A 22,122-nucleotide genomic window follows, 5' to 3' on the forward strand; every position below is an offset into this window, starting at 1 on the left:
ATGGGGAGTGCTGCCGCAAACAATCCCCATGTTCCCGTTCTGATAGAGCCGATTCTTCGCGCCGTGGCGCCGGTGCAGGGCGTCTGGCTGGACGGCACGCTGGGCGCGGGCGGCTATACCCGCCGGTTGCTGGAGGCCGGGGCCGACAGGGTGATCGGCGTGGACCGCGACCCGCTGGCGATTCAAATGGCGGCTGAATGGTTGGACGATCGGGTGCAACTGGTGCAGGGGACGTTTTCCAAGCTGGATGAATATGGGCAGGACCTGGATGGCGTGGTGCTGGACCTCGGCGTGTCGTCGATGCAGTTGGACCGGGCCGAGCGGGGGTTTTCCTTCATGAAAGACGGTCCGCTGGACATGCGGATGAGCCAGGAGGGCCCGAGTGCCGCGGACATGGTCAATGCCATGGAGGAGGCGGAGCTGGCGGACATCCTGTTTCTTTACGGCGAGGAACGCGCCAGCCGGCGGATAGCAAAGGCCATCGTGAAGAAACGCGAGGACGTGCCGATCGTCACGACGCTGCAACTGGCGGAAATCATCGAGGGGTGCCTGCCGCGACCGAAGCCGGGGCAGGTGCATCCGGCGACGCGCAGCTTTCAGGCGATCCGCATCGCGGTGAATGACGAGTATGGCGAGCTGGTCGCGGGGCTGGAGGCGGCAGAGCGCGCGCTGAAGCCGGGCGGTCATCTGGCCGTGGTGACGTTTCATTCCATCGAGGACCGTATGGTCAAACGTTTTTTGGCCGAGAAGACCGGAAATACCGGCGGCGGCAGCCGGCACGCGCCGGTGGTGGAGCGCGACCCGCCGACATTTCGGCAGGACACGCGCAAGGCCATCGGGCCGGATGACGCGGAGCTGGCCGAAAACCCGCGGGCGCGCAGTGCCAAGCTGCGCGTGGCGCAGCGCACGGAGGCCGCGGCGCGGCCAGTGGACAGGGGCAGCATCGGGATGCCGATGTTGAAGACGCATAATCGACGAGGGGACAGGTGATGCGCAGTTTCTTCTACGTTTTGACCGCCGTTATGGTCATCGGTCTGGCCTTCTGGGCCTACCGCGAAAACTATGAAACGCAGGCCGCGCAAGCGCGGTCGGAAGCCGTGCAGCAGAAGATTGCCGACCAGCGGCAACGCTTGCGGGTGCTGAACGCGGAATGGGCCTATCTGAACCGGCCCGACCGCCTGCGCGATCTGGTGGAGATCAATTTCGATCAGCTGGGGCTGTTGCCGTTCCAGCCCTACCAGTTCGGCAGGATCGACCAGGTGGCCTATCCGAGTGAAGAGGAGTTGCCGATCGCCAACGTGATCGACGTGATGGAACGGGAGCAGCAGCCATGATCCGCACACCCCTGCGCCCGCTGGCGCGTATCCTCAAGGCCCGGGAAGCGGGCGAGAACCCCGACGCCATCGAGCGCGAGAACATACGGCTGCGCCATGAAGAGATGCGCGACCGTGCGCGGATGCGCGCCGAAGGGCGGCTGCTGGTGATGGGGGCGTTCTTTGTCTGCGCCTTTGCCGTGATCGGCGGACGGATGGGCGTGCTGGCCAATTCCGAGCCGGCCGAGCCGCGCACCGGGATCGCCGGTGCCGATATCCTGGCCCAGCGGGCCGATATCGTGGACCGCGAGGGCCGTATCCTGGCGACGAATTTCGAGACCTACAGTCTGTATGCCCAGCCTCAGCAGATGGTCGAGCCCGAGCGTGCCGCCGAGGAACTGGCGGCAATCTTCCCAGACCTGAAGGTGGAGCGGCTGAAGAAGGATTTCACCGGCAAGCGCAAGTTCTTGTGGGTGAAGAAGAAACTGAGCCCCGAGCAGCGCCAGGCGGTGCATGATATCGGTGAGCCGGGGCTGCTGTTCGGGCCGCGCGAGATGCGGCTTTACCCGAACGGCAAGCTGGCGGCGCATTTGCTGGGCGGTGCGAGTTTCGGGCGTGAAGGTGTACACGCCGCCGAGGTGATCGGCGTTGCGGGTGTCGAGAAATATTATGACAAGCGGCTGCGCGACCCGAGTATGGGTCACAAGCCGTTGCAATTGTCCATTGACCTGTCGGTGCAGTCCGCGGTCGAGCGGGTGTTGCAGGGTGGCATGATGCTGATGAACGCCAAGGGGGCTGCGGCTGTGCTGATGGAAGTGCAGACCGGCGAGGTCGTGGCGCTGGCCAGCCTGCCGGATTTCGACCCCAACGACCGCCCGCGCCCGCCGATCAAGGGCGAAAAGCCGGGCGACAGCCCGCTGTTCAACCGGGCAGTGCAGGGGGTGTACGAGCTGGGCTCGGTCTTCAAGGCGTTCACCATCGCGCAGGCGCTGGACCTAGGGCTGGTGAACCCCGCGACGATGATCGACACCAAGGGGCCGCTGCGCTTCGGCAAGTATCGTATTCGTGATTTCCGTAATTACGGCAACGAGTTGAGCGTAAAGAAGGTGTTGGTCAAGTCGTCCAACATCGGCACCGCGCGGATTGCGCAGATGATCGGGATCGACCGGCAGCAGGAATTCCTGAGATCGCTGGGCTTTTTCGAGCCGACGCCGTTCGAGATCGTCGAGGCGGAGGGCGGCAAGCCGCTGTTGCCAAGCAAATGGACCGATCTGTCGCTGATGACCATTTCCTATGGGCACGGTCTGTCGTCCAGCCCGCTGCATCTTGCGTCGGCCTATGCCACGATTGCCAATGGCGGGCGGCTGGTGAAGCCGACGCTGGTCAAGCAGCCGAAAGGGCAGCTTGGGCCCAAGGTGATGTCGGAACGCGCGGCGTCGCAGACCGTGCAGATGCTGCGCCACGTGGTCACCGAAGGCACCGCATCCTTGGCCGAGGTCGAGGGCTATGCCGTGGGCGGCAAGACGGGAACGGCAGACAAGCCCAAGCCCAATGGTGGCTATTACGAGGACAAGGTGATCGCCACCTTTGCCAGCGTGTTTCCCGCGCACGATCCGCGCTACGTGCTGGTTGTGACGCTGGACGAGCCGGTGGAGACCAGCGGGTCCGAGCCGCGCCGCACGGCGGGTTGGACCGCGGTGCCGGTTGCGTCGGAAATCACACGTCGCGTGGCGCCGCTGTTGGGGCTGAGGCCCGAGATTGAACCCGCGCCATTAACAGGTATAACGCTGACATCGAATTGACGGGTTGAGACAAAGGCCAGAGGCGTGGGGCAGAGCAAATCCTTGGCAGAGCTGGGCCTGACCGCCCAAGGGGGCCGGCGGGCCGAGATCACCGGGCTGGCGGTGGACAGTCGCGACGTGAAGGACGGGTTCCTGTTCGCCGCGCTGCCCGGCAGCCGCGTGCATGGTGGCGAATTCATTTCCTACGCGCTGCGGATGGGGGCGGGGGCGATCCTGACCGACCCCGAAGGCGTGGCGCTGGCCGCCGAAGAGCTGGCCGCAAGTGACGCCGCCCTAGTTGTGGCCGAGGACCCGCGCCAGACGCTGTCTTTCGCGGCGGCCCTGTGGTTCGGCGCGCAGCCCGAGACGATGGTGGCTGTCACGGGGACAAACGGCAAGACATCGGTGGCGAGTTTCACGCGGCAGATCTGGATGGCGCTGGGGCTGGAGGCCGTGAACCTTGGCACCACGGGCGTCGAAGGCGCGTGGGAGGCACCGCTGGCGCATACGACGCCCGAGCCGATCACGCTGCACCGGGTTCTGGCCGAGGCCGAGGCGCAGGGCATCACCCATGCCGCGATGGAAGCGTCGAGCCATGGGCTGGCGCAACGCAGGCTGGATGGAGTGCGGCTGGTGGCGGCGGGGTTTACGAATCTCAGCCAGGATCACCTGGATTACCACGCCGACTTTGACGACTATTTCAACGCCAAGGCGGGCCTGTTCGAGCGGGTGCTGCCCGAGGACGGCGTGGCGGTGATCAACGTCGATGATCCGCGCGGCCCCGGCATGGCTGACGTGGCCTATGGTCGTGGTCAGGATGTGCTGGCCGTGGGCCGGGCCGAAGGGGCGGACCTGCGGATCCTGAACCGGGTGTTTTCGCCCACCGGTCAGACTTTGCGGTTTTCCTGGCGGGGGCAGGTGCATCAGGTGGAGTTGAACCTGATCGGCGGCTTTCAGACCGACAACGTGATGCTGGCCGCGGGGCTGGCCATCGGCGCAGGGGCGGACCCGGACCGGGTGTTCGCGACGCTGCCGGTGATGCGCACAGTGCGGGGCCGAATGCAGCTGGCGGCGACGCGCTCCAGCGGGGCGGCGGTGTTCGTGGATTACGCGCATACGCCCGAGGCGGTGTCGACCGCGCTTTACGCGCTGCGCCCGCATGTGCTGGGCCGGATGGTGGCCATCGTGGGCGCGGGCGGCGACCGGGACCGGGGCAAGCGGCCCCTGATGGGGCGCGCGGCGGCGGAGAATGCCGACGCGGTGATCGTGACCGACGACAACCCGCGCAGCGAGGCGCCGGGCGACATTCGCGCCGCCGTGATGGAGGGCGTACGCGCCGCGGGGGGCGAGGACCGGGCCATCGAAGTGGGCGACCGGGCCGAAGCGATATTGCGCGGTGTCGACATGCTGGGGCCGGGCGATGCGCTGCTCATTTGCGGCAAGGGGCACGAGACGGGGCAGGTTGTGGGTGATGACGTTTTTCCATTTGACGATTGCGAACAGGCCAGCGTTGCGGTCTCGGCTCTGGACGGGGGCGTGGCGTGAGCGAGTTGTGGACAGCGCGGGAGGCCGCGGCAGCCACGGGCGGGCGCAGCACCTGCGATTGGACCGCGACGGGTGTGTCGATCGACACGCGGACGTTGCAGCCGGGCGACCTGTTCGTGGCGCTGAAAGACGTGCGCGACGGGCATGACTTCGTGGCGCAGGCGCTGGAAAAGGGCGCGGCGGCGGCGCTGGTTTCGCGCGTTCCCGGGGGCGTAGACGAGGATGCGCCGCTCTTGATCGTGGACGACGTTCTGCCGGCGTTGGAGGATCTGGGCCGGGCGGGTCGCGCGCGCACTGACGCGAAAATAGTGGCGATCACCGGGTCTGTGGGCAAGACCTCGACCAAGGAGATGATGCGCGCCGCGCTCAAGGGGCAGGGGCGGACCCATGCCGCCGAGGCCAGTTACAACAACCACTGGGGCGTGCCGCTAACGCTGGCACGGATGCCGCGCGACACCGAGTTCGCGGTGATCGAGATCGGGATGAACCACCCCGGCGAGATTTCTCCGCTGGCCGTGATGGCGCGCCCTCATGTGGCGCTGATCACCACCATCGCCGCGGCGCATCTGGAGGCGTTCGAGAATATCGAGGGGATCGCGCACGAGAAGGCCGCGATCTTCGACGGCTTGGAGCCGGGCGGCACGGCGGTGATCAACGCCGATGTGGGCACGGCGGATATCCTGTTTCGGGTCGCGAAGGGCAAGGCGGACACGGTCGTGCGGTTCGGCACGTCGGATGAGGCCGAGTTGCGGCTGACCGACGTGACGGTGCATGACGCCGCCACGGTGGGCAAGGCGGTGGCCGGGGGCGAAGACATCCTGTTCAAGGTCGGCACGCCCGGGCGGCATTTTGCGCTGAACGCGCTGGCGGTGATCGCGGCGGCCGAGGCGATGGGGGCGGACCGCGACGTGGCGATCTGCGACCTTGGTCTTTGGCGCCCCTTCGAGGGGCGCGGCACGCGCGAGGTGCTGGTTCTGGACGCGGTCGAGGAGGCGATGTCGATCGAACTGATCGACGACGCGTTCAACGCAAACCCGACCTCGATGGCGGCGGCGCTGGAAGTTTTGGCGGCTGCCCGTGTGAAAGATGACATCGGCCGGGTGGCTGCGGGGCGCAGGATCGCAATTCTGGGCGACATGCTGGAACTGGGCCCCGACGAGGCGCGGATGCATCGCGAGATTGCCGACCTGCCTTTCGTCGGGGACGTGCAGGTCATCCATTGTGTCGGCCCGCGCATGAAAACGCTTTACGAGGCGTTGCCGGAGGCCCAAAGGGGCCGCTGGACGGAAACCGCCGCGGAGCTTGCGGGCGAGGCGCACCGTCTGGTGGATGCGGGCGACGTGATCCTGGTGAAGGGGTCGAAAGGCAGCTACGTGAGCGAAGTTGTCACCGCGCTGCGCAGGTTGGCGCAGGCCGTCGCGGAAAAAGAGGACGTTTGAATGCTCTACTGGTTAACCGAATTGTCGGATGGCGGCGATGTCTTCAACCTCTTTCGCTATATCACCTTCCGGTCGGGCGGGGCGTTCCTGACGGCGCTGGTTTTCGGTTTCATCTTCGGCAAGCCGCTGATCAACGTGCTGCGCAAGACCCAGGGCAAGGGCCAGCCCATTCGCGATGACGGCCCCGAGGGGCACCTGGCGAAGTCGGGCACGCCCACCATGGGCGGTTTGCTGATCGTGGGTGCGCTGCTGACCTCGACCCTGTTCTGGGCACGGCTGGACAACCCGTTCGTGTGGCTGGTGCTGTTCGTGACCATGTCGTTCGGCCTGATCGGGTTCTGGGACGACTATGCCAAGGTCAGCAAGCAGAACCACAAGGGGGTCCCGGGCAAGGTGCGGCTGGGGCTGGGCTTTCTGATCGCCGGGATCGCGGCCTATTGGGCCAGCATGTATCACCCAAGCGAGTTGCAGTACCAACTGGCGTTGCCGGTGTTCAAGGACACGCTGATCAACATGGGGCTGTTCTTCATCCCCTTCGCGATGTTCGTGATCGTGGGGGCGGCCAATGCGGTGAACCTGACCGACGGCCTCGACGGGCTGGCGATCATGCCGGTGATGATCGCCGCCGTGACGCTGGGGATCATCGCCTATGCGGTGGGAAGGGTCGACTTCACCGAGTACCTGGACGTGCATTACGTGCCGGGGACGGGGGAAATCCTGGTCTTCGTGACGGGGCTGGCCGGGGGTGGCCTCGGGTTTCTGTGGTATAATGCGCCGCCCGCCGCCGTCTTCATGGGCGACACCGGATCGCTGGCTTTGGGCGGCGCGCTGGGGGCTATCGCGGTGGCGGCGAAGCACGAGATCGTGCTGGGTATCGTCGGCGGCATCTTCGTGGTCGAGGCGCTGTCGGTCATCATCCAGGTGTTCTATTTCAAGCGGACCGGCAAGCGGGTCTTCCTGATGGCGCCGATCCACCATCACTACGAGAAAAAGGGCTGGGCCGAGCCGCAGATCGTGATCCGGTTCTGGATCATCGCGATCATCCTCGCGATGATCGGGCTGGCGACGCTGAAGGTGCGGTGATGGACAAGGTCCGCGACACTCAGGGTATGATCAAGGGCATGGCGCCGGTGCGCGACCCCGAGACATGGCATTTCTGCACGACCGATGACCGCGAGCTGGCGGCGCGGGCGCGGCCTCATGCGCTGGCGGTGTTTGGCGAGGAGGATGGAACCTCGCTGATCCTGCCCGACGAGGTGGCGCGGGACCTCGGCTTTGCGGTGGAAATGCCGATGAGCCGGATCACTCTGTCGGTGCATTCTGCGCTCGACGGGGTCGGGCTGACGGCGGCGGTGGCGACGGCGCTGGCCGGTGCGCTTATCCCCTGCAACGTGGTGGCGGCCTATCATCACGATCATGTCTTCGTGCCCGAGGAATTGGCCGAAGACGCGGTGGCGGTCCTTCGGGATGTGGCGCAGGGCGCCGAGTGATCGCGGGATTCTGGCCAAGGGGCACGGGATCGGGTAGCGAAGAGCAAAGACCAGTCAGGAGGCGTGCGGCGTGATTCCGGTTCGGGGAGTGGAAGGGCAATGCGTGGCGGTGCTGGGCCTGGGGCGGTCGGGCCTGTCGGCGGCGCGGGCGCTGAAGGCGGGCGGCGCGGACGTGCTGTGCTGGGACGACAACCCGGCGGCGCGGGAAGGCGCGGCGGAGGAAGGCTTCGACATCCGGCCATTCCGGTCGGCCGCGGATTTTGCCGATGTGGGCAGCTTGATTGTAAGCCCGGGCATTCCGCATCTTTACCCCGAGCCGAACAAGGTCGTGGCCGCAGCCCAGGAGGCGGGCGTGCCGGTGGACAACGATATCGGCCTGTTCTTTCAGTCGCTGGCCACGAAGGATTGGGACAGTTTTGATACCCCGCCGCGGGTGATCGCCGTGACCGGCTCGAACGGAAAATCGACGACCTCGGCGCTGATCCACCACATATTGCAGGAGGCAGGGCGCGCGGCGCAGCTGGCCGGAAATATCGGGCGCGGCGTGCTGGATATCGACCCGCCGGGGGATGGCGGCGTGGTGGTGCTGGAGCTGAGCAGCTATCAGACCGAGCTGGCCCGGGCGCTGACGCCGGATGTGGCGGTATTCACCAACCTCAGCCCCGATCATCTGGACCGGCATGGCGGGCTGGGCGGCTATTTCGCGGCCAAGCGGCGGCTGTTTGCAGAGGGCGGACCGGATCGCGCCGTGATCGGCGTGGACGAGCCGGAGGGGCTGTTCCTGGCCGGGCAACTGGCGGAAGGGCCGGGCGATGACCGGGTGATCCGGGTGTCGGTGGACCGCAAACTGACCGGGCCGGGATGGCAGGTCTTTGCCCGCAAGGGCTTCCTGTCGGAATACCGCAAGGCGCGGCAGGTGGCGTCGATCGACCTGCGCCGGATCAAGGGCCTGCCGGGGGCGCATAACCACCAGAACGCCTGTTGCGCCTTTGCCGCGTGCCGGACGCTGGGGTTGAACCCCAAGGTGATCGAGGCCGCGATGCAGAGCTTTGCCGGCCTGCCGCATCGCAGCCAGCTGGTGGCCGAGAAGGATGGCGTGCAGTTCGTCAACGACAGCAAGGCGACGAATGTGGATGCGGCGCTGATGGCGCTTTTGGCGTTCGACCGGATCCGCTGGATCTGTGGCGGGCTGGAGAAAGAGGGCGGGTTGGCCGGGCTGAAGGACGGTCTGCCCAATGTCGCGAAGGCCTATGTTATCGGGCGCGAGGCGGCGGGGTTTGCGCTGCAACTCGACGGTGTCGATGCGGAGGTCTGCACGACGATGAGCCATGCGGTGATGCGGGCGATGGAGGATGCGCAGCCGGGCGAGATTGTGCTGCTGGCCCCGGCGGCGGCGAGTTTCGACCAGTATGACAGCTTTGAGCGGCGTGGCGAGGATTTCATCGCGGAGGTCAAGGCGCGGCTGTAGCGGCGCGCTTGGCAAAGGCGGGGCGGCATGTCAGCATGAGCCAAGTTTCATGGAAGAGGCTGGCATGGCGGATCTGTTGAAGGCCGAAACCGTTGCGGCGTTCCGCGCCAGGGGCGCGACGGTGCTGCGGGGCGTGTTCGACGACTGGATGGAGGTGCTGCGGGCGGGGGTGGATTACAACCTGGACCATCCGGCGCCCAATGCACGGGACTACCGCACCGACGAGGGCGGGCGGTTCTTGTCGGATTACTGTAATTGGAACCGCATTCCGCAGTATCGCGCGTTCATCGAAAATTCGCCTGCCGCGCAGATCGGTGCCGAGCTGATGGGCAGCAAGACGGTGCGGCTGTTTCATGAGCACGTGATCGTCAAGACGCCGAAGACCGGGATGCCGACGCCTTGGCACCAGGATCTGCCCTATTACTGTCTGAATGCCACGCAGACGGTCAGCATCTGGATCCCGATGGACGCGGTGCCGCGAGAGCGGACGCTGGAGTTCGTCGCCGGATCGCACCTGTGGGGCAAGTATTTCCGGCCGCAGCGGTTCGACGGCACGGCGCTGAACGAGAATGACGGGCTGGAGGCGCTGCCGGATATCGACGGCGACCGCGACGCCTATGACATCATCGGTTGGGCGCTGGAGCCGGGCGACGCGGTGGCGTTCGATTACCGCACTGTACACGGGGCACCGGCGAACAACTCGGCCACGGCGCAGCGGCGGGCATTCTCGCTGCGGCTGGTGGGGGATGACGCCACCTTCGCGCGGCGCGAGGGGATCACGACATCGCCGCCGTTCGAGGGGGTAACGCTGGCGCATGGTGATCCGCTGGACGGGCCGGAATTTCCGCGGCTGTTGTGAGGGTCGGTATCGCTTCGAGTGTGGAGTCAGCGAGGGGCCAGTCCCTCGCGCTCCTCGGAAAATTTCTGTAACAGTGAAAGCGTGAGGGCGTCAGGTGGTCGCGGCGATGGCGGTTCCAGCCGCCCAGCCCGAGGACCACGCCCATTGGAAGTTGTAGCCGCCGAGCCAGCCGGTGACGTCAACGGCCTCGCCGATCATGTAGAGGCCGGGCACGTCGCGGCTTTGCATCGTTTTCGATGAGATGCGGTCTGTGGCGATGCCGCCCAAGGTGACCTCGGCGGTGCGGTAGCCTTCGGAGCCGGTGGGCTTGAGCTGCCACTGGCGCAGGGCGTCGGTGATCTGGGTGAGGCGCGCGTCGGATTGGTCGGCGAGATTGCCTGTGAGATCCAGTGAGGGGGCGAGATGCTCGACCAAGCGGGCGGGCAGGTGGCGGGCAAGTTCGGTGGTGACGGCGCGGCGGCCTTCGGCCTGGCGCTGGGTGCGCAGGGTGTCATAGAGCGTGGCGTCGGGGTCGAGGTCGAGGGTGATGGCCGCGCCTTCGTGCCAGTAGGACGAGGCTTGCAGAACGGCAGGCCCGGAGAGGCCGCGATGGGTGAAGAGGACGGCCTCGGTGAAGCTGGTGTCATTCGCGGTGACGCGGGCGGGGGCGGCGACGCCGGAGATGGGGGCGAAACGCTTGTCTGAAAACGTGAGCGGGACGAGGGCGGGGCGCGTGTCGGTCACGGTGTGGCCGAACTGGCGGGCGATGTCGTAGGCGAGGCCGGTGGCGCCCATGGCCGGGATCGATTTGCCGCCGGTGGCCAGCACGAGGTTGCGCGCGGTGACGCTGTGGCGTGTGCCCTCGCGGTCGAGGGTGACGGTGAAGCGGGTGCCGTCGTGGGTGATCTCGCCAACGCTGGTTTGAAGCCAGAGGTCGGCGCCCGCCGCCGCCATCTCGTCGCGAAGCATCTGGATGATCTGGGGGGATTTGCCGTCGCAGAAAAGCTGGCCCAGCGTCTTTTCGTGCCAGGTGATGCCATGGCGGGCGACGAGGTCGATGAAATCCCACTGGGTGTAGCGGCTGAGTGCGGATTTGTGGAAATGCGGGTTTGCCCCAAGGAAATTGCCGGGCGCGGTGTGCAGGTTGGTAAAATTGCAGCGGCCACCGCCGGAGATGCGGATCTTTTCGCCCGGAGCCTTGGCATGATCCACGACCACCGTGTCCGGCCCGGCATGGGCCGCGCACATCATGCCGGCGGCGCCGGCGCCGAGGATGAGGGTGGTGACGTTCATACCGTTCCCGTGCCCCACCGGCGGGCGGGCGTCAAGATGGTGGTGCTTTGTACGGTTTCTGTCATTGGAACGCCGCGCGCTCGGGGGGTGTTGACGTGTCGCAACCCCAACAAACGGAGGAGTCACATGAACATCCAGACACGACACGATATGCTGACTGCTCAGGACGCGTATCCGACCCGTGTACCGGGCGAGGAACGGCTGAGCGCGCGCAAGGACCCTGTCCTGTGGTCGGAGTGGTCCGAGGACGCGCCGATTGGCAAGGACGAGGCGGAGCATTATGCCGAGAACGGTTACCTGGTGCGCCGGGACATGTTCGACGCGGACGAGCTGAAGGTGCTGACCGAGACCGCCGACATGCTGCGCGAGGGCGGAGGGGACATTCCCGACGACGACCTGATCCGCGAACCCGACAGCGACGCGGTGCGCACCGTCTTTCGTCTCGACGAGCATTCCAAGGCATTCCGCCGTCTGGCCTGCGATCGCCGCCTGGCTGGCGTGGCCGAGTTCCTTCTGGGCGACGAAGTGTACCTGCACCAGTCGCGGCTGAACTACAAACCGGGGTTTGCCGGGAAAGAGTTCTACTGGCATTCGGATTTCGAGACATGGCATGCCGAGGACGGTATGCCGCGGATGCGTGCGGTGTCGGCCTCGGTGTTGCTGACGCCGAACGGGCCACACAATGGCCCACTGCTGCTGGTGCCGGGTTCGCAGGACGTGTTCATCAGCTGCGTGGGCGAGACGCCCGAGGACAACCACGCGACCTCGCTGAAAGAGCAGAAGGTTGGCGTGCCGCAGCCCGGAACGATAGACCGGCTGGCGCAGGAGGCAGGCGGCATTGCCTCTGCGCAGGGGGACACCGGCACGGTGATCTTTTTTGAGTGTAACACACTGCACGGGTCGAACGGGAATATCACGCCCGATCCGCGGGCCAATGCGTTCTTCGTCTATAATGCCATGTCGAACGCGCTGACCCGGCCCTATGCGGCGCGTGGTCCGCGGCCGGATTTTCTGGCCAACCGCGAGGCACCGGAAGCGATCCGGACCGTTTCAGGCAAATTGACCGGCTGAAGACGGCCCGGTGGGGCGCAGAACGCTTCCCACCGGGCAAAACTGCTGCTATACTGGACAGAACGCCCCCGGCTAAAGAGGGGCAAGAGGCAGTGTTCGGCGGATTCAAATGACAGAAATGGTGTATGGTGCGGCCCCCGTGCAGGGTGGCGAACCGATCCTCCCCAAATGGTGGCGGACCCTCGACAAGTGGTCGATTTCCTGCGTGCTGATCCTGTTCGGGATCGGGCTTTTGCTGGCGTTGGCGGCCTCGGTGCCGCTGGCCGAGAAAAATGGGTTCGAGCAGTTTCATTACGTGAAACGACAGGCGGCGTTCGGATTCATGGCGCTGGCGGTGATGCTGCTGACGTCGATGATGAGCCCGCTTCTGGTGCGGCGACTGGCGGTGCTGGGGTTTGTCGCGGCGTTCGCGGCGCTGGCAATGCTGCCTTTCTTCGGTACGGATTTCGGCAAGGGGGCGGTGCGGTGGTACAGCCTTGGATTTGCCAGCTTGCAACCCTCGGAGTTCCTCAAGCCCGGTTTCGTGGTGGTGGCGGCGTGGATGATGGCGGCCAGCAAGGAAATCAACGGCCCGCCGGGGATGCGGCTGAGCTTTGTCCTGGCGGTGATCATCGTGCTGATGCTGGCGATGCAGCCGGATTTCGGGCAGGCCTGCCTTGTGCTGTTTGGCTGGGGTGTGATGTATTTCGTGGCCGGGGCGCCGATCCTGTTGTTGGTGTTGATTGCGGGCGTCGTGGTGTTCGCGGGCTCGCTGGCCTATTCCAACTCCGAGCACTTCGCGCGGCGCATTGATGGCTTTCTGAGCCCCGATGTGGACCCCAACACGCAGCTTGGATTTGCCACCAACGCGATCCGCGAGGGCGGTTTTTTTGGCGTGGGTGTGGGCGAAGGCTCGGTCAAATGGTCGTTGCCCGATGCGCATACGGATTTTATCATTGCCGTGGCGGCCGAGGAATACGGGCTGATCCTCGTGCTGGCGATCATCGCGCTTTACGGCAGCATCGTGGTGCGGTCGTTGAGCCGCCTGATGCGGGAGCGGGACCCGTTCATCCGCCTGGCGGGCACGGGCCTTGTGGCCATGTTCGGCGTGCAGGCGATGATCAACATGGGCGTGGCCGTGCGGCTGTTGCCGGCCAAGGGCATGACGCTGCCCTTTGTCAGCTACGGCGGGTCCTCGCTGATCGCCACCGGCATCGCGGTGGGGATGCTGTTCGCCTTTACCCGCAGCCGTCCACAGGGCGAGATCAACGATATTCTGAGAGGCCGTCCGAGATGAGCGAGCGGCAACCCCTTCTGGTCATTGCCGCGGGCGGCACGGGTGGGCACATGTTCCCGGCCCAAAGCCTGGCCGAGGCGATGCTGCGGCGGGGGTGGCGTGTGAAGCTGTCGACCGATCCGAGGGGCGCGCGCTATACCGGCGGGTTTCCGCATTCGGTGCAGATCGAGCAGGTGGCGAGTGCGACCTTTGCCCGGGGCGGAATTTTCAACAAGCTGGTTGCGCCGTTTCACATTCTGGGCGGGATGCTGGGTGCGACGCTGCGCATGATGCGCGACAAGCCGGACGTGGTGGTTGGCTTTGGCGGCTATCCGACGATCCCGGCGCTGGCTGCGGCGATAATCCTGCGGCGGCCGCGGATGATCCATGAACAGAACGGCGTGCTGGGGCGGGTGAACAAGCTCTTGGCCAAGCGCGTCGACAAGGTGCTGTGCGGCACGTGGCCGACGGCTTTGCCAGAGGGTGTCGAAGGCACGCATGTGGGCAACCCGGTGCGGCTGGCCGTGCATGAGCGCGCGGGTGCCGGGTATATTCCGCCGGGCGACTACCCGATGTCGATCCTGGTGATCGGCGGCAGCCAGGGCGCGCGCATCCTGAGCGACGTGGTGCCGCCTGCGATCGCCAACCTGCCGATGGACGTGCTGCGCAACATCCGCGTCAGCCACCAGGCGCGGGATGAGGATGGCGAGCGGGTGGCGGCACTTTATGCCGAAAATGGGATCGATGCCGATGTGCAGCCGTTTTTCCGCGACGTGCCGGCGCGCATGTCAGAGGCGCAATTGGTGATCAGCCGGGCGGGGGCGAGCAGCGTGGCCGATATCTCGGTCATCGGCCGGCCCGCAATCCTGATCCCCTTTGCCGCCGCCACGGAAGATCACCAGACGGCGAACGCCAAAGGCCTGTCCAAGGCCGGCGGCGCGATCGTGATCCCGGAATCTCGGCTTGAGGTCGAGGCGCTTTCGGAGCAGATAGCCTCGGTGCTGACGAATCCCGATGGCGCATTGCAGATGTCACAGGCGGCGCTGAGCGTGGGCATGCCCGACGCCGCACAGGCGCTGGCGGATATAACAGAAGAACTGGCACGGAGCAGACAGTCATGAGGGACCTTTCCTTTGAAGGAGCCAAACCGATGAACGCGGCATTGAAACTTCCCGGCGACGTCGGGCCCATTCATTTCGTCGGCATCGGGGGTATCGGCATGTCGGGCATCGCCGAGGTGCTCTTGAACCATGGCTATACCGTGCAGGGATCGGATCTGAAGACGTCCAAGATCACCGACCGGCTGGAGAAGGCGGGGGCGACGATTTTCGAGGGCCAAGAGGCGGCGAATTTGGATGAGGCGCAGGTCGTGGTGATCTCGTCCGCGATCAAGCCGGGCAATGCCGAGCTGGACGAGGCGCGGCGGCGCGGGTTGCCGGTGGTGCGCCGGGCCGAGATGCTGGCCGAGTTGATGCGGCTGAAATCGAATGTCGCGGTGGCGGGCACCCATGGCAAGACGACCACCACGACGATGGTCGCGGCACTGCTGGACCATGGCAAGTACGACCCGACGGTGATCAATGGCGGGATCATTCACGCTTACGGCTCGAACGCGCGCGTGGGACAGGGCGAGTGGATGGTTGTGGAAGCCGACGAGAGCGACGGCACGTTCAACCGGCTGCCCGCCACGATTGCCATCGTGACCAATATCGACCCCGAGCACATGGAGCATTGGGGCACGCAGGAGGCGCTGCATCAGGGGTTCCTGGACTTCGTGTCGAACATTCCGTTTTATGGCCTGGCGATCTGCTGCACTGATGACCCGGACGTGCAAACGCTGGTGGGCAAGATCAGCGACCGGCGTGTCATCACCTTCGGGTTCAATGCGCAGGCCGATGTACGGGCGATGAACCTGACCTACGAGAACGGCGTGGCGCATTTCGATATCGCACTTCAGGCCGAGGACAAGGTGATCGAAGGTTGCAGCCTGCCGATGCCGGGGGACCATAACGTTTCGAACGCGCTGAGCGCCGTGGCCGTGGCCCGCAGCCTAGGCATGAAGACCGACGAGATCCGCGAGGCGTTGTCCGCGTTCGGCGGCGTGAACCGCCGCTTTACCCGCGTGGGCGAGGTGGACGGCGTGACCATCATCGACGACTATGGCCACCACCCGGTCGAGATTGCCGCGGTGCTGAAGGCGGCACGGCAGGCCACCAAGGGCCGGATCATCGCCGTGCATCAGCCGCACCGTTATAGCCGCCTGCATTCTCTGTTCGACGATTTCTGTGCGTGCTTCAACGATGCCGACGTGGTGGCCATCGCCGAGGTCTATGCCGCGGGCGAGGACCCGATCGAAGGTGCGACGCGCGACGATCTGGTGGCAGGGCTGATTGCCCACGGCCACCGGCATGCGCGGGCGATTCTGGGCGAAGATGACCTCGTGCGGTTGGTGCGCGAGCAGGCGAAACCGGGCGACATGGTTGTGTGTCTTGGGGCCGGTACGATCAGCGGCTGGGCCAACGGTTTGCCTGAAAAGCTGAAAGGGTAGCGGGCTGGTGACCGGAATTTTGCGAAAATTCCGGAATAGAAAATACGCATTTTCTATTCCGTTTTCTGCGCAGAAAACGGCCGTGATTCCAGCTTGGAGGCTTTGAGATGGCCGGGGCCCTGAAACGCCGCATCGGGCTGGGCCTGCTGACCGCCTATGGCGTGGGCGTCATGGTGGGGGCGGGCATCTACGTGCTTGTCGGCGCGGTGGCCGCCGATGCGGGGGGTTGGGCGCCGCTGGCTTTTCTGGTGGCCGGGATCGTGGCCGCGCCGACCGCTTTGTCCTATGCCGAGTTCTCCACGCGCCTCCCGGAAGCCGGGGGCGAGGCTGTCTTCGTCGAGAAGGGGCTGGGCGTGGGCGCGCTGGGGATCGTCGTCGGGCTGGCCATCGTGGCCGCCGGGATCGTTTCCGCCGGCGCGGTGCTGCGCGGTGGCACAGGTTACCTGACGTCGATCACGGGATTGCCGTTCGAGGCGACGGTGGCGGTGATGGGTCTGGCGCTGGTCGCGGTGGCGGTTATCGGCGTTCTGGAAAGCCTTGCGCTGGCGGCAATTTTCACGGCGGTCGAGCTATTCGGGTTGGGTATGGTGGTCTTTGCGGGCGCCACGGCAGAGCCCGTCGTGAGCTTTTCCGCCGCGCCGCCGGTCGTCTGGTCTGGCGTGGCGGCGGGTGCGGTGCTGGCCTTTTTCGCCTTTATCGGCTTCGAGGACATCGTCAACATGGCCGAGGAAGTGCGCGACCCGCACCGGACCCTGCCGCGCGCAATCCTGTTGTCGCTGCTGATCACCAGCCTGCTTTACGCACTGGTATCCTTTGCCGCCGTGCGGGCCGTGCCGATGGAACTGTTGGCTGTGTCGGAGCAACCGCTGGCGCTGGTCTGGCAGGAGGCGCGGGGCGGAAGTGCCGCGTTCCTGTCGGTGATCGCGGTGGCAGCGGCGCTGAACGGTGTACTGGCGCAGATCGTGATGGCGGCACGGGTCCTCTTCGGGATGGGCAAGCGGCACGGGGCGCTGGCGGTGTTTCACCGGGCGCATCCGCGACTGGGCACGCCGGTTCTGGCAACGTTGCTGGTGGGCGCGGGGGTGATCGCGGGGGCGCTGGCCCTGCCGGTCGCCGATCTGGCAGAGGTGACCTCGGCCATCCTGCTGGCGGTTTTCGTGCTCGTTAACGCGGCGCTGATCGCGATGAAATACAAGAACCCCGAGGCGCCGTTCCGGGTGCCCATGGTCGTGCCGGTCTTCGGGCTGGTCGCGGCGCTGGCCGCCTTTGGCGTGACGATTGGAGGTGTCGTGTGACCGTAGTCGTGCTGGCCTGTCTGTGGGTGGTTGCGGGATCGCTCGTGGCTTTCCTGCCGATGCGCCATCAATACGCGCCGGGTATTGCGCTTTTGGCGCTGGCCCCGGTGTTGATCTGGATGATCGGGCGGGACTATGGCGTTCTGCCCGCCGCGCTGGCGGTGCTGGCGTTTGTGTCGATGTTTCGCAATCCGCTGCGCTATTTCGCGCGGCGTCTCAGAGGTGAAAGACCGGAGATACCGAAATGAGCCTGTCCCTTGTTCTTGCCTGTATCTGGGCCGTGGTGGCCAATCTTCTGGCGATGCTCCCCAGCCGGGACAATCATTGGCGGCGGGCCTATCTGTTGGTCGCCGTGGGCATCCCGATCTTGGGCTATGTCACCTGGCAGAACGGGCCCTGGGTCGGGCTGTTCGTGCTGGCGGCGGGTATGAGCCTGTTGCGCTGGCCGGTGATCTATCTTGGCCGCTGGGCCCGGAGGACTGTCGGCGGGGACGTGGCCCGCGGTGGGGATTGAGTATTTTCGGCAAGAAAAAGCGCGGGCGGTCTTTTATCCCGGAACAGGGTGAGGCAATAGCGGGCGCATGAGCGATTTACCCGAGGTACGTGGCCGTCTGAGCGAGAAGCGAATGCTGGCCGATCTGACATGGCTGCGTGTGGGCGGGCCGGCGGACTGGTTGTTTCAGCCGGCCGACCTTGACGATCTGGCGGCGTTCCTGCGCGATCTGGATCCGGGCGTGACGGTCTTTGCCATGGGGGTTGGCAGCAATCTGATCGTGCGGGACGGCGGCTTGCGCGCAGTGGTGATCAGGCTGGGGCGCGGGTTCAATGCCATCGAAGTGGACGGCACACGCGTGACCGCCGGGGCGGCGGCGCTGGATGCGCATGTGGCGCGCCGGGCGGGCGAGGCGGGGGTCGACCTGACCTTTCTGCGGACCATTCCCGGCGCCATCGGCGGGGCCGTGCGCATGAATGCAGGGTGCTATGGCAGTTACGTGGCTGATCATTTCGTCGAGGCGCAGGTGGTGAGCCGTGCGGGCGAGGTGGTGACGCTGAGCGCCGAGGATCTGAAGTTTCAATACCGACAGACCGATCTGCCAGAGGGCTGGGTGATCACGCGGGCGACGTTCGAGGGCGTTGCGGGCGATCCGGAGGAATTGGCCGCGCGAATGGAGGCGCAGCTGAAAAAGCGCGACGAGACGCAGCCGACCAAGGATCGCACGGCCGGAAGCACGTTTCGCAACCCGGCCGGGTTTTCCAGCACCGGGCGGGCCGACGACACCCATGACCTGAAAGCGTGGAAGGTGATCGACAACGCCGGCATGCGCGGCGCCACGCGGGGCGGCGCGCAGATGAGCGAGAAGCATTCCAACTTCCTGATCAACACCGGGGGCGCCACGGCGGCGGACCTGGAAGGTTTGGGCGAGGAGGTGCGAAAAAAGGTTTTCCAAGACAGCGGAATAGAGTTACATTGGGAAATCATGAGGGTCGGCGAAACGGCCCCTTCCGCGGATTGAGGCGGACACAATAAAACAAGGGTCGATAACGACCCGGGACATTGAGGCAGTAAGGTGGTTTCTTCGAGCGGAAACGCCCCGACTGTTGCGGTAATCATGGGTGGCCCCTCGGCTGAGCGCGAGGTGTCTCTCTCGTCAGGACAGGAATGCGCCGCAGCACTCCGGGAGGCAGGCTATGAGGTGGTCGAGGTCGATGCCGGCCGCGACCTTGCCGTGGTTCTGGCTGATCTCGAACCCGACGTTGTGTTCAACGCCCTGCATGGCCGCTGGGGCGAGGACGGCTGCGTTCAGGGGCTGCTGGAATGGATGCAGATCCCCTACACGCATTCGGGCGTGCTGTCCTCGGCGCTGGCGCTGGACAAGCAGCGGACCAAGGCGGCGTACCGTGCCGCAGGGCTGCCGGTGGTCAACAGTATCATCGTGGACAAGGGCGAGGTGGCCAAGGCGCATGTGATGCCGCCGCCCTATGTGGTGAAGCCCAACAACGAAGGCTCGTCCGTGGGCGTCTATATCGTGCATGAGGCCGCGAACGCGCCGCCCCAGCTGTCCGAGGAGATGCCGCAAACCGTGATGGTCGAAGCGTTCGCGCCGGGGCGCGAGTTGACCACATCCGTGATCGGCGACCGGTCCCTGGGGGTGACGGACATCATCACCGATGGGTGGTACGATTATCATGCGAAATACGCCGATGGTGGGTCGCGCCATGTGATCCCAGCCGACATTCCGCAGGAAATTGCCGAGGCTTGTGAGGATTACGCTTTGCGGGCGCACGCGGTGCTGGGCTGTCGCGGTTTGAGCCGCACGGATTTCCGCTGGGACGAGGCGAAGGGGCTGGACGGGTTGATCCTGCTGGAGACCAATACCCAGCCCGGCATGACGCCCACGTCGCTGAGCCCCGAGCAGGCGCAGGCGGCGGGCATGAGTTTTCCGCAATTGTGCGACTGGCTGGTGAAGGACGCGTCATGCAACAGGTGAAACGACTGGAACCCAAGGCCGATCCGGCGCCGTCGCGTTGGTCCTATCGCTATCAGCGGCTGATGCTGACGCCGCTGTTTCGCAAGCTGTTGCGGGTGGGGGTGCCGTTCTGCCTGACCTTCGGTCTGGGCACTGCGTATTTTTCGGACCCCGAGCGGCAGGAGGCGATCGTGCTGGCGGTGGCGGATATCCGCGAGCAGATCGAGACGCGGCCCGAATTCATGGTGAACCTGCTGGCCGTGGAAGGCGCCAGCGGCACGGTCGAGGAGGATATTCGCGAGATTTTCCCGCATGACCTGCCGGCCAGTTCCTTCGACATCGACCTGGACGCGGTGCGCATGTCGATCACCGGCCTTCCGGCTGTGGCCAACGCATCTGTCCGCGTGCGGCAGGGCGGTGTGCTGGTGGCGCAGGTGGAAGAGCGCCAGCCGGTGGCGATCTGGCGGTCGCGCGATGGACTGGGCGTGGTGGACGTCGAAGGCGTGGTGATCGGCGATATCGCGCAGCGGGCCGACCGCACCGACCTGCCGGTGATCGCCGGCACGGGCGCGACCGAGGCGGTGCCCGAGGCGCTGGATATTCTGCAGGCGGCGGCGCCGCTGCGGTCGCGGCTGCGCGGGTTGGTGCGCATGGGCGAGCGGCGCTGGGACGTGGTGCTGGACCGCGGCCAGCGCATCCTCTTGCCGGAAACCGATCCGGTGCGCGCGCTGGAGCGCGTGATCGTTCTGGCCGAGGTGCAGGACATGCTGGAGCGGGACGTGGCGGCGGTGGACATGCGCATTGCGTCCCGACCAACCATAAGAATGAACGAAAACGCGGTGTCCGAGTGGTGGCGCGTGACAAAAATGACCGTAGGGGCGGAATAAGATGATCGAGCTTTATGAATCGCAAAGGGCGATGCGGAACATGCGCCGGGCGGCGATGCAGCGCGGTGTCGTGGCGGTTCTTGATGTGGGGACCTCGAAGATCGCCTGTCTTGTGCTGCGTTTCGACGGCAGTGACCGGCTGCGCGAGACCGAGGGCGTGGGTGCTCTGGCCGGGCAAGCCGGGTTCCGGGTGATCGGGGCCGCGACGACGCGGTCGCGCGGCGTGCGCTATGGCGAGATCACGACGATGGCCGAGACCGAGCGGGCCATCCGCACGGCCCTGCAGGCGGCGCAGAAGATGGCCAATATCCGCGTCGACCACGTGATCGCCTGTTTCTCGGGGGCCGAGCCGCGCAGCTATGGCCTTGCGGGGCAGGTGGAGCTGGAGGCCAGCACCGTGTCCGAGCAGGATATCAGCCGGGTGCTGTCGTCCTGTGACGTGCCCGATTTCGGCGAAGGGCGCGAGGTTTTGCATGCCCAGCCGGTGAATTTCGCGCTGGACCATCGCTCGGGGCTCAATGATCCGCGCGGGCAGCTGGGGCAGGACCTGGCGGTGGACATGCACATGCTGACGGTCGATGGCGCGGCGGTCCAGAACCTGGCGCATTGCGTGAAACGCTGCGACCTGGAACTGGCGGGGCTGGCAAGCTCGGCCTATGTCTCGGGGATTTCGTCGCTGGTCGAGGACGAGCAGGAGTTGGGCGCGGCCTGCATCGACATGGGCGGCGGCAGTGCTGGCGTGTCGATCTTCATGAAAAAACACATGATATATGCCGACACGGTGCGGATCGGGGGCGATCACGTCACCGGCGACATCTCGATGGGGTTGCAGGTGCCGCACGCCACGGCGGAGCGGATCAAGACCTTCTATGGCGGCGTCGTCGCCACGGGCATGGACGACCGCGAGATGATCGAGATCGGCGGCGAGACCGGTGATTGGGAGCATGACCGGCGCACGGTGAGCCGTGCGGAGCTGATCGGCATCATGCGGCCTCGGGTCGAGGAGATCCTGGAGGAGGTGCGGGCGCGGCTGGATGCTGCCGGGTTCCAGCATTTGCAGAGCCAGCAAATCGTGCTGACCGGCGGGGGCAGCCAGATCCCCGGCCTTGACGGGCTGGCGACGCGCATCCTGGGACAACAGGTGCGGCTGGGCCGGCCCCTGCGGGTGCATGGGTTGCCACAGGCGGCGACCGGGTCGGGGTTTGCCAGCGCGGTGGGCATGTGCCTGTTCGCGGCGAATCCCCAAGACGAGTGGTGGGACTTTGAAATTCCGGTGGATCGCTACCCGGCGCGGTCCCTCAAGCGGGCGGTAAAATGGTTCAAGGACAACTGGTGATCGCAAAATCTGGGGGTTTCGGCGAAATCCCGCGTGAAAGAGTGAAAAAACACCCATATTTTGTGGCATTTTCGTGTTTTTTGGGTGACGTAACG

General features: G+C 65.6%; 21 protein-coding genes. 20 read left to right on the plus strand and 1 reads right to left on the minus strand.

Translation table 11 applies throughout. The features are described from left to right. The 9 genes from rsmH to FIU86_RS07145 all read left to right on the plus strand — a co-directional run bounded on the left by rsmH (position 1) and on the right by FIU86_RS07145 (position 9,895). Positions 1–990, plus strand: a complete 990-nt coding sequence (gene rsmH, locus FIU86_RS07105) for a 16S rRNA (cytosine(1402)-N(4))-methyltransferase RsmH (protein ID WP_152474439.1) — start codon at positions 1–3, stop codon at positions 988–990. Then, a complete protein-coding gene (locus FIU86_RS07110) occupies positions 990–1,334 on the plus strand; it encodes a cell division protein FtsL (protein ID WP_172977458.1) in 345 nt (114 codons plus the stop codon). The genes rsmH and FIU86_RS07110 overlap by 1 nt, the downstream gene beginning before the upstream one ends. Next, positions 1,331–3,115 carry a penicillin-binding protein 2 gene (locus FIU86_RS07115; RefSeq protein WP_152474441.1) on the plus strand — a complete coding sequence of 595 codons (1,785 nt, stop codon included), beginning with the start codon at positions 1,331–1,333 and terminating at the stop codon, positions 3,113–3,115. Before FIU86_RS07110 ends, FIU86_RS07115 begins: the two co-directional genes overlap by 4 nt. A gap of 24 nt (positions 3,116–3,139) precedes the next feature. Further along, the gene (locus FIU86_RS07120) at positions 3,140–4,639 is read left to right on the plus strand and encodes a UDP-N-acetylmuramoyl-L-alanyl-D-glutamate--2,6-diaminopimelate ligase (RefSeq protein WP_152474442.1); all 1,500 of its coding nucleotides are present in this window, start codon (positions 3,140–3,142) and stop codon (positions 4,637–4,639) included. Further along, on the plus strand, positions 4,636–6,078 hold the full coding sequence (gene murF, locus FIU86_RS07125; protein ID WP_152474443.1) for a UDP-N-acetylmuramoyl-tripeptide--D-alanyl-D-alanine ligase: 1,443 nt from the start codon (positions 4,636–4,638) through the stop codon (positions 6,076–6,078). The genes FIU86_RS07120 and murF overlap by 4 nt, the downstream gene beginning before the upstream one ends. Further along, the gene (gene mraY, locus FIU86_RS07130; RefSeq protein WP_152474444.1) at positions 6,079–7,161 is read left to right on the plus strand and encodes a phospho-N-acetylmuramoyl-pentapeptide-transferase; all 1,083 of its coding nucleotides are present in this window, start codon (positions 6,079–6,081) and stop codon (positions 7,159–7,161) included. Further along, complete coding sequence (locus FIU86_RS07135) at positions 7,161–7,568, plus strand: ACT domain-containing protein (protein ID WP_216647207.1); 408 nt, start codon at positions 7,161–7,163, stop codon at positions 7,566–7,568. The genes mraY and FIU86_RS07135 overlap by 1 nt, the downstream gene beginning before the upstream one ends. Before the next feature lie 70 nt (positions 7,569–7,638). Beyond that, positions 7,639–9,036 (plus strand): UDP-N-acetylmuramoyl-L-alanine--D-glutamate ligase, encoded by a 1,398-nt coding sequence (gene murD / locus FIU86_RS07140; protein WP_152474445.1) that lies wholly within the window; start codon positions 7,639–7,641, stop codon positions 9,034–9,036. 64 nt (positions 9,037–9,100) lie between these two features. Next, complete coding sequence (locus FIU86_RS07145; protein ID WP_152474446.1) at positions 9,101–9,895, plus strand: phytanoyl-CoA dioxygenase family protein; 795 nt, start codon at positions 9,101–9,103, stop codon at positions 9,893–9,895. A gap of 90 nt (positions 9,896–9,985) precedes the next feature. On the opposite strand, the gene FIU86_RS07150 is transcribed toward FIU86_RS07145, so the two are convergent. Beyond that, positions 9,986–11,167 carry an NAD(P)/FAD-dependent oxidoreductase gene (locus FIU86_RS07150; RefSeq protein WP_152474447.1) on the minus strand — a complete coding sequence of 394 codons (1,182 nt, stop codon included), beginning with the start codon at positions 11,165–11,167 and terminating at the stop codon, positions 9,986–9,988. Positions 11,168–11,293: 126 nt separating this feature from the next. Between FIU86_RS07150 and FIU86_RS07155 the strand changes: the two genes are divergently transcribed. The 11 genes from FIU86_RS07155 to ftsA all read left to right on the plus strand — a co-directional run bounded on the left by FIU86_RS07155 (position 11,294) and on the right by ftsA (position 22,027). Beyond that, complete coding sequence (locus FIU86_RS07155; protein ID WP_152474448.1) at positions 11,294–12,238, plus strand: phytanoyl-CoA dioxygenase family protein; 945 nt, start codon at positions 11,294–11,296, stop codon at positions 12,236–12,238. A 109-nt stretch (positions 12,239–12,347) separates the two neighbouring features. Continuing rightward, complete coding sequence (ftsW, locus tag FIU86_RS07160; protein WP_152474449.1) at positions 12,348–13,514, plus strand: putative lipid II flippase FtsW; 1,167 nt, start codon at positions 12,348–12,350, stop codon at positions 13,512–13,514. Next, positions 13,511–14,614 (plus strand): glycosyltransferase, encoded by a 1,104-nt coding sequence (locus FIU86_RS07165; protein WP_152474450.1) that lies wholly within the window; start codon positions 13,511–13,513, stop codon positions 14,612–14,614. Before ftsW ends, FIU86_RS07165 begins: the two co-directional genes overlap by 4 nt. A gap of 29 nt (positions 14,615–14,643) precedes the next feature. After that, positions 14,644–16,041, plus strand: coding sequence for a UDP-N-acetylmuramate--L-alanine ligase (gene murC / locus FIU86_RS07170; protein ID WP_152474451.1), 1,398 nt, complete (start codon positions 14,644–14,646; stop codon positions 16,039–16,041). A gap of 107 nt (positions 16,042–16,148) precedes the next feature. Next, positions 16,149–17,336, plus strand: coding sequence for an APC family permease (locus FIU86_RS07175; protein ID WP_152474452.1), 1,188 nt, complete (start codon positions 16,149–16,151; stop codon positions 17,334–17,336). After that, on the plus strand, positions 17,333–17,584 hold the full coding sequence (locus FIU86_RS07180; protein ID WP_152474453.1) for a DUF2484 family protein: 252 nt from the start codon (positions 17,333–17,335) through the stop codon (positions 17,582–17,584). Before FIU86_RS07175 ends, FIU86_RS07180 begins: the two co-directional genes overlap by 4 nt. Further along, positions 17,581–17,850 (plus strand): DUF2484 family protein, encoded by a 270-nt coding sequence (locus FIU86_RS07185; protein ID WP_152474454.1) that lies wholly within the window; start codon positions 17,581–17,583, stop codon positions 17,848–17,850. Before FIU86_RS07180 ends, FIU86_RS07185 begins: the two co-directional genes overlap by 4 nt. Before the next feature lie 67 nt (positions 17,851–17,917). Next, positions 17,918–18,850, plus strand: a complete 933-nt coding sequence (murB, locus tag FIU86_RS07190; RefSeq protein WP_152474455.1) for a UDP-N-acetylmuramate dehydrogenase — start codon at positions 17,918–17,920, stop codon at positions 18,848–18,850. A 96-nt stretch (positions 18,851–18,946) separates the two neighbouring features. Next, on the plus strand, positions 18,947–19,825 hold the full coding sequence (locus FIU86_RS07195) for a D-alanine--D-alanine ligase (protein ID WP_254703967.1): 879 nt from the start codon (positions 18,947–18,949) through the stop codon (positions 19,823–19,825). Next, positions 19,813–20,691: a cell division protein FtsQ/DivIB gene (locus FIU86_RS07200; protein WP_152474457.1), complete on the plus strand. Its 879-nt coding sequence runs from the start codon at positions 19,813–19,815 to the stop codon at positions 20,689–20,691. The genes FIU86_RS07195 and FIU86_RS07200 overlap by 13 nt, the downstream gene beginning before the upstream one ends. A 1-nt stretch (position 20,692) precedes the next feature. Next, positions 20,693–22,027, plus strand: a complete 1,335-nt coding sequence (gene ftsA, locus FIU86_RS07205) for a cell division protein FtsA (protein WP_152474458.1) — start codon at positions 20,693–20,695, stop codon at positions 22,025–22,027. Positions 22,028–22,122 lie beyond the last annotated feature (95 nt).

Source organism: Roseovarius sp. THAF9 (assembly GCF_009363715.1).
Taxonomy (GTDB): domain Bacteria; phylum Pseudomonadota; class Alphaproteobacteria; order Rhodobacterales; family Rhodobacteraceae; genus Roseovarius.

Bases quoted from the DNA above. Each gene is read 5' to 3' on its own strand.
- rsmH (WP_152474439.1), top strand. From the start codon at position 1: ATGGGGAGTGCTGCCGCAAACAATCCCCATGTTCCCGTTCTGATAGAG.
- FIU86_RS07110 (WP_172977458.1), top strand. From the start codon at position 990: ATGCGCAGTTTCTTCTACGTTTTGACCGCCGTTATGGTCATCGGTCTG.
- FIU86_RS07115 (WP_152474441.1), top strand. From the start codon at position 1,331: ATGATCCGCACACCCCTGCGCCCGCTGGCGCGTATCCTCAAGGCCCGG.
- mraY (WP_152474444.1), top strand. From the start codon at position 6,079: ATGCTCTACTGGTTAACCGAATTGTCGGATGGCGGCGATGTCTTCAAC.
- FIU86_RS07135 (WP_216647207.1), top strand. From the start codon at position 7,161: ATGGACAAGGTCCGCGACACTCAGGGTATGATCAAGGGCATGGCGCCG.
- FIU86_RS07145 (WP_152474446.1), top strand. From the start codon at position 9,101: ATGGCGGATCTGTTGAAGGCCGAAACCGTTGCGGCGTTCCGCGCCAGG.
- FIU86_RS07150 (WP_152474447.1), bottom strand. From the start codon at position 11,167: ATGAACGTCACCACCCTCATCCTCGGCGCCGGCGCCGCCGGCATGATG.
- FIU86_RS07155 (WP_152474448.1), top strand. From the start codon at position 11,294: ATGAACATCCAGACACGACACGATATGCTGACTGCTCAGGACGCGTAT.
- ftsW (WP_152474449.1), top strand. From the start codon at position 12,348: ATGACAGAAATGGTGTATGGTGCGGCCCCCGTGCAGGGTGGCGAACCG.
- FIU86_RS07165 (WP_152474450.1), top strand. From the start codon at position 13,511: ATGAGCGAGCGGCAACCCCTTCTGGTCATTGCCGCGGGCGGCACGGGT.
- murC (WP_152474451.1), top strand. From the start codon at position 14,644: ATGAACGCGGCATTGAAACTTCCCGGCGACGTCGGGCCCATTCATTTC.
- FIU86_RS07175 (WP_152474452.1), top strand. From the start codon at position 16,149: ATGGCCGGGGCCCTGAAACGCCGCATCGGGCTGGGCCTGCTGACCGCC.
- FIU86_RS07185 (WP_152474454.1), top strand. From the start codon at position 17,581: ATGAGCCTGTCCCTTGTTCTTGCCTGTATCTGGGCCGTGGTGGCCAAT.
- murB (WP_152474455.1), top strand. From the start codon at position 17,918: ATGAGCGATTTACCCGAGGTACGTGGCCGTCTGAGCGAGAAGCGAATG.
- FIU86_RS07195 (WP_254703967.1), top strand. From the start codon at position 18,947: ATGGGTGGCCCCTCGGCTGAGCGCGAGGTGTCTCTCTCGTCAGGACAG.
- FIU86_RS07200 (WP_152474457.1), top strand. From the start codon at position 19,813: ATGCAACAGGTGAAACGACTGGAACCCAAGGCCGATCCGGCGCCGTCG.
- ftsA (WP_152474458.1), top strand. From the start codon at position 20,693: ATGATCGAGCTTTATGAATCGCAAAGGGCGATGCGGAACATGCGCCGG.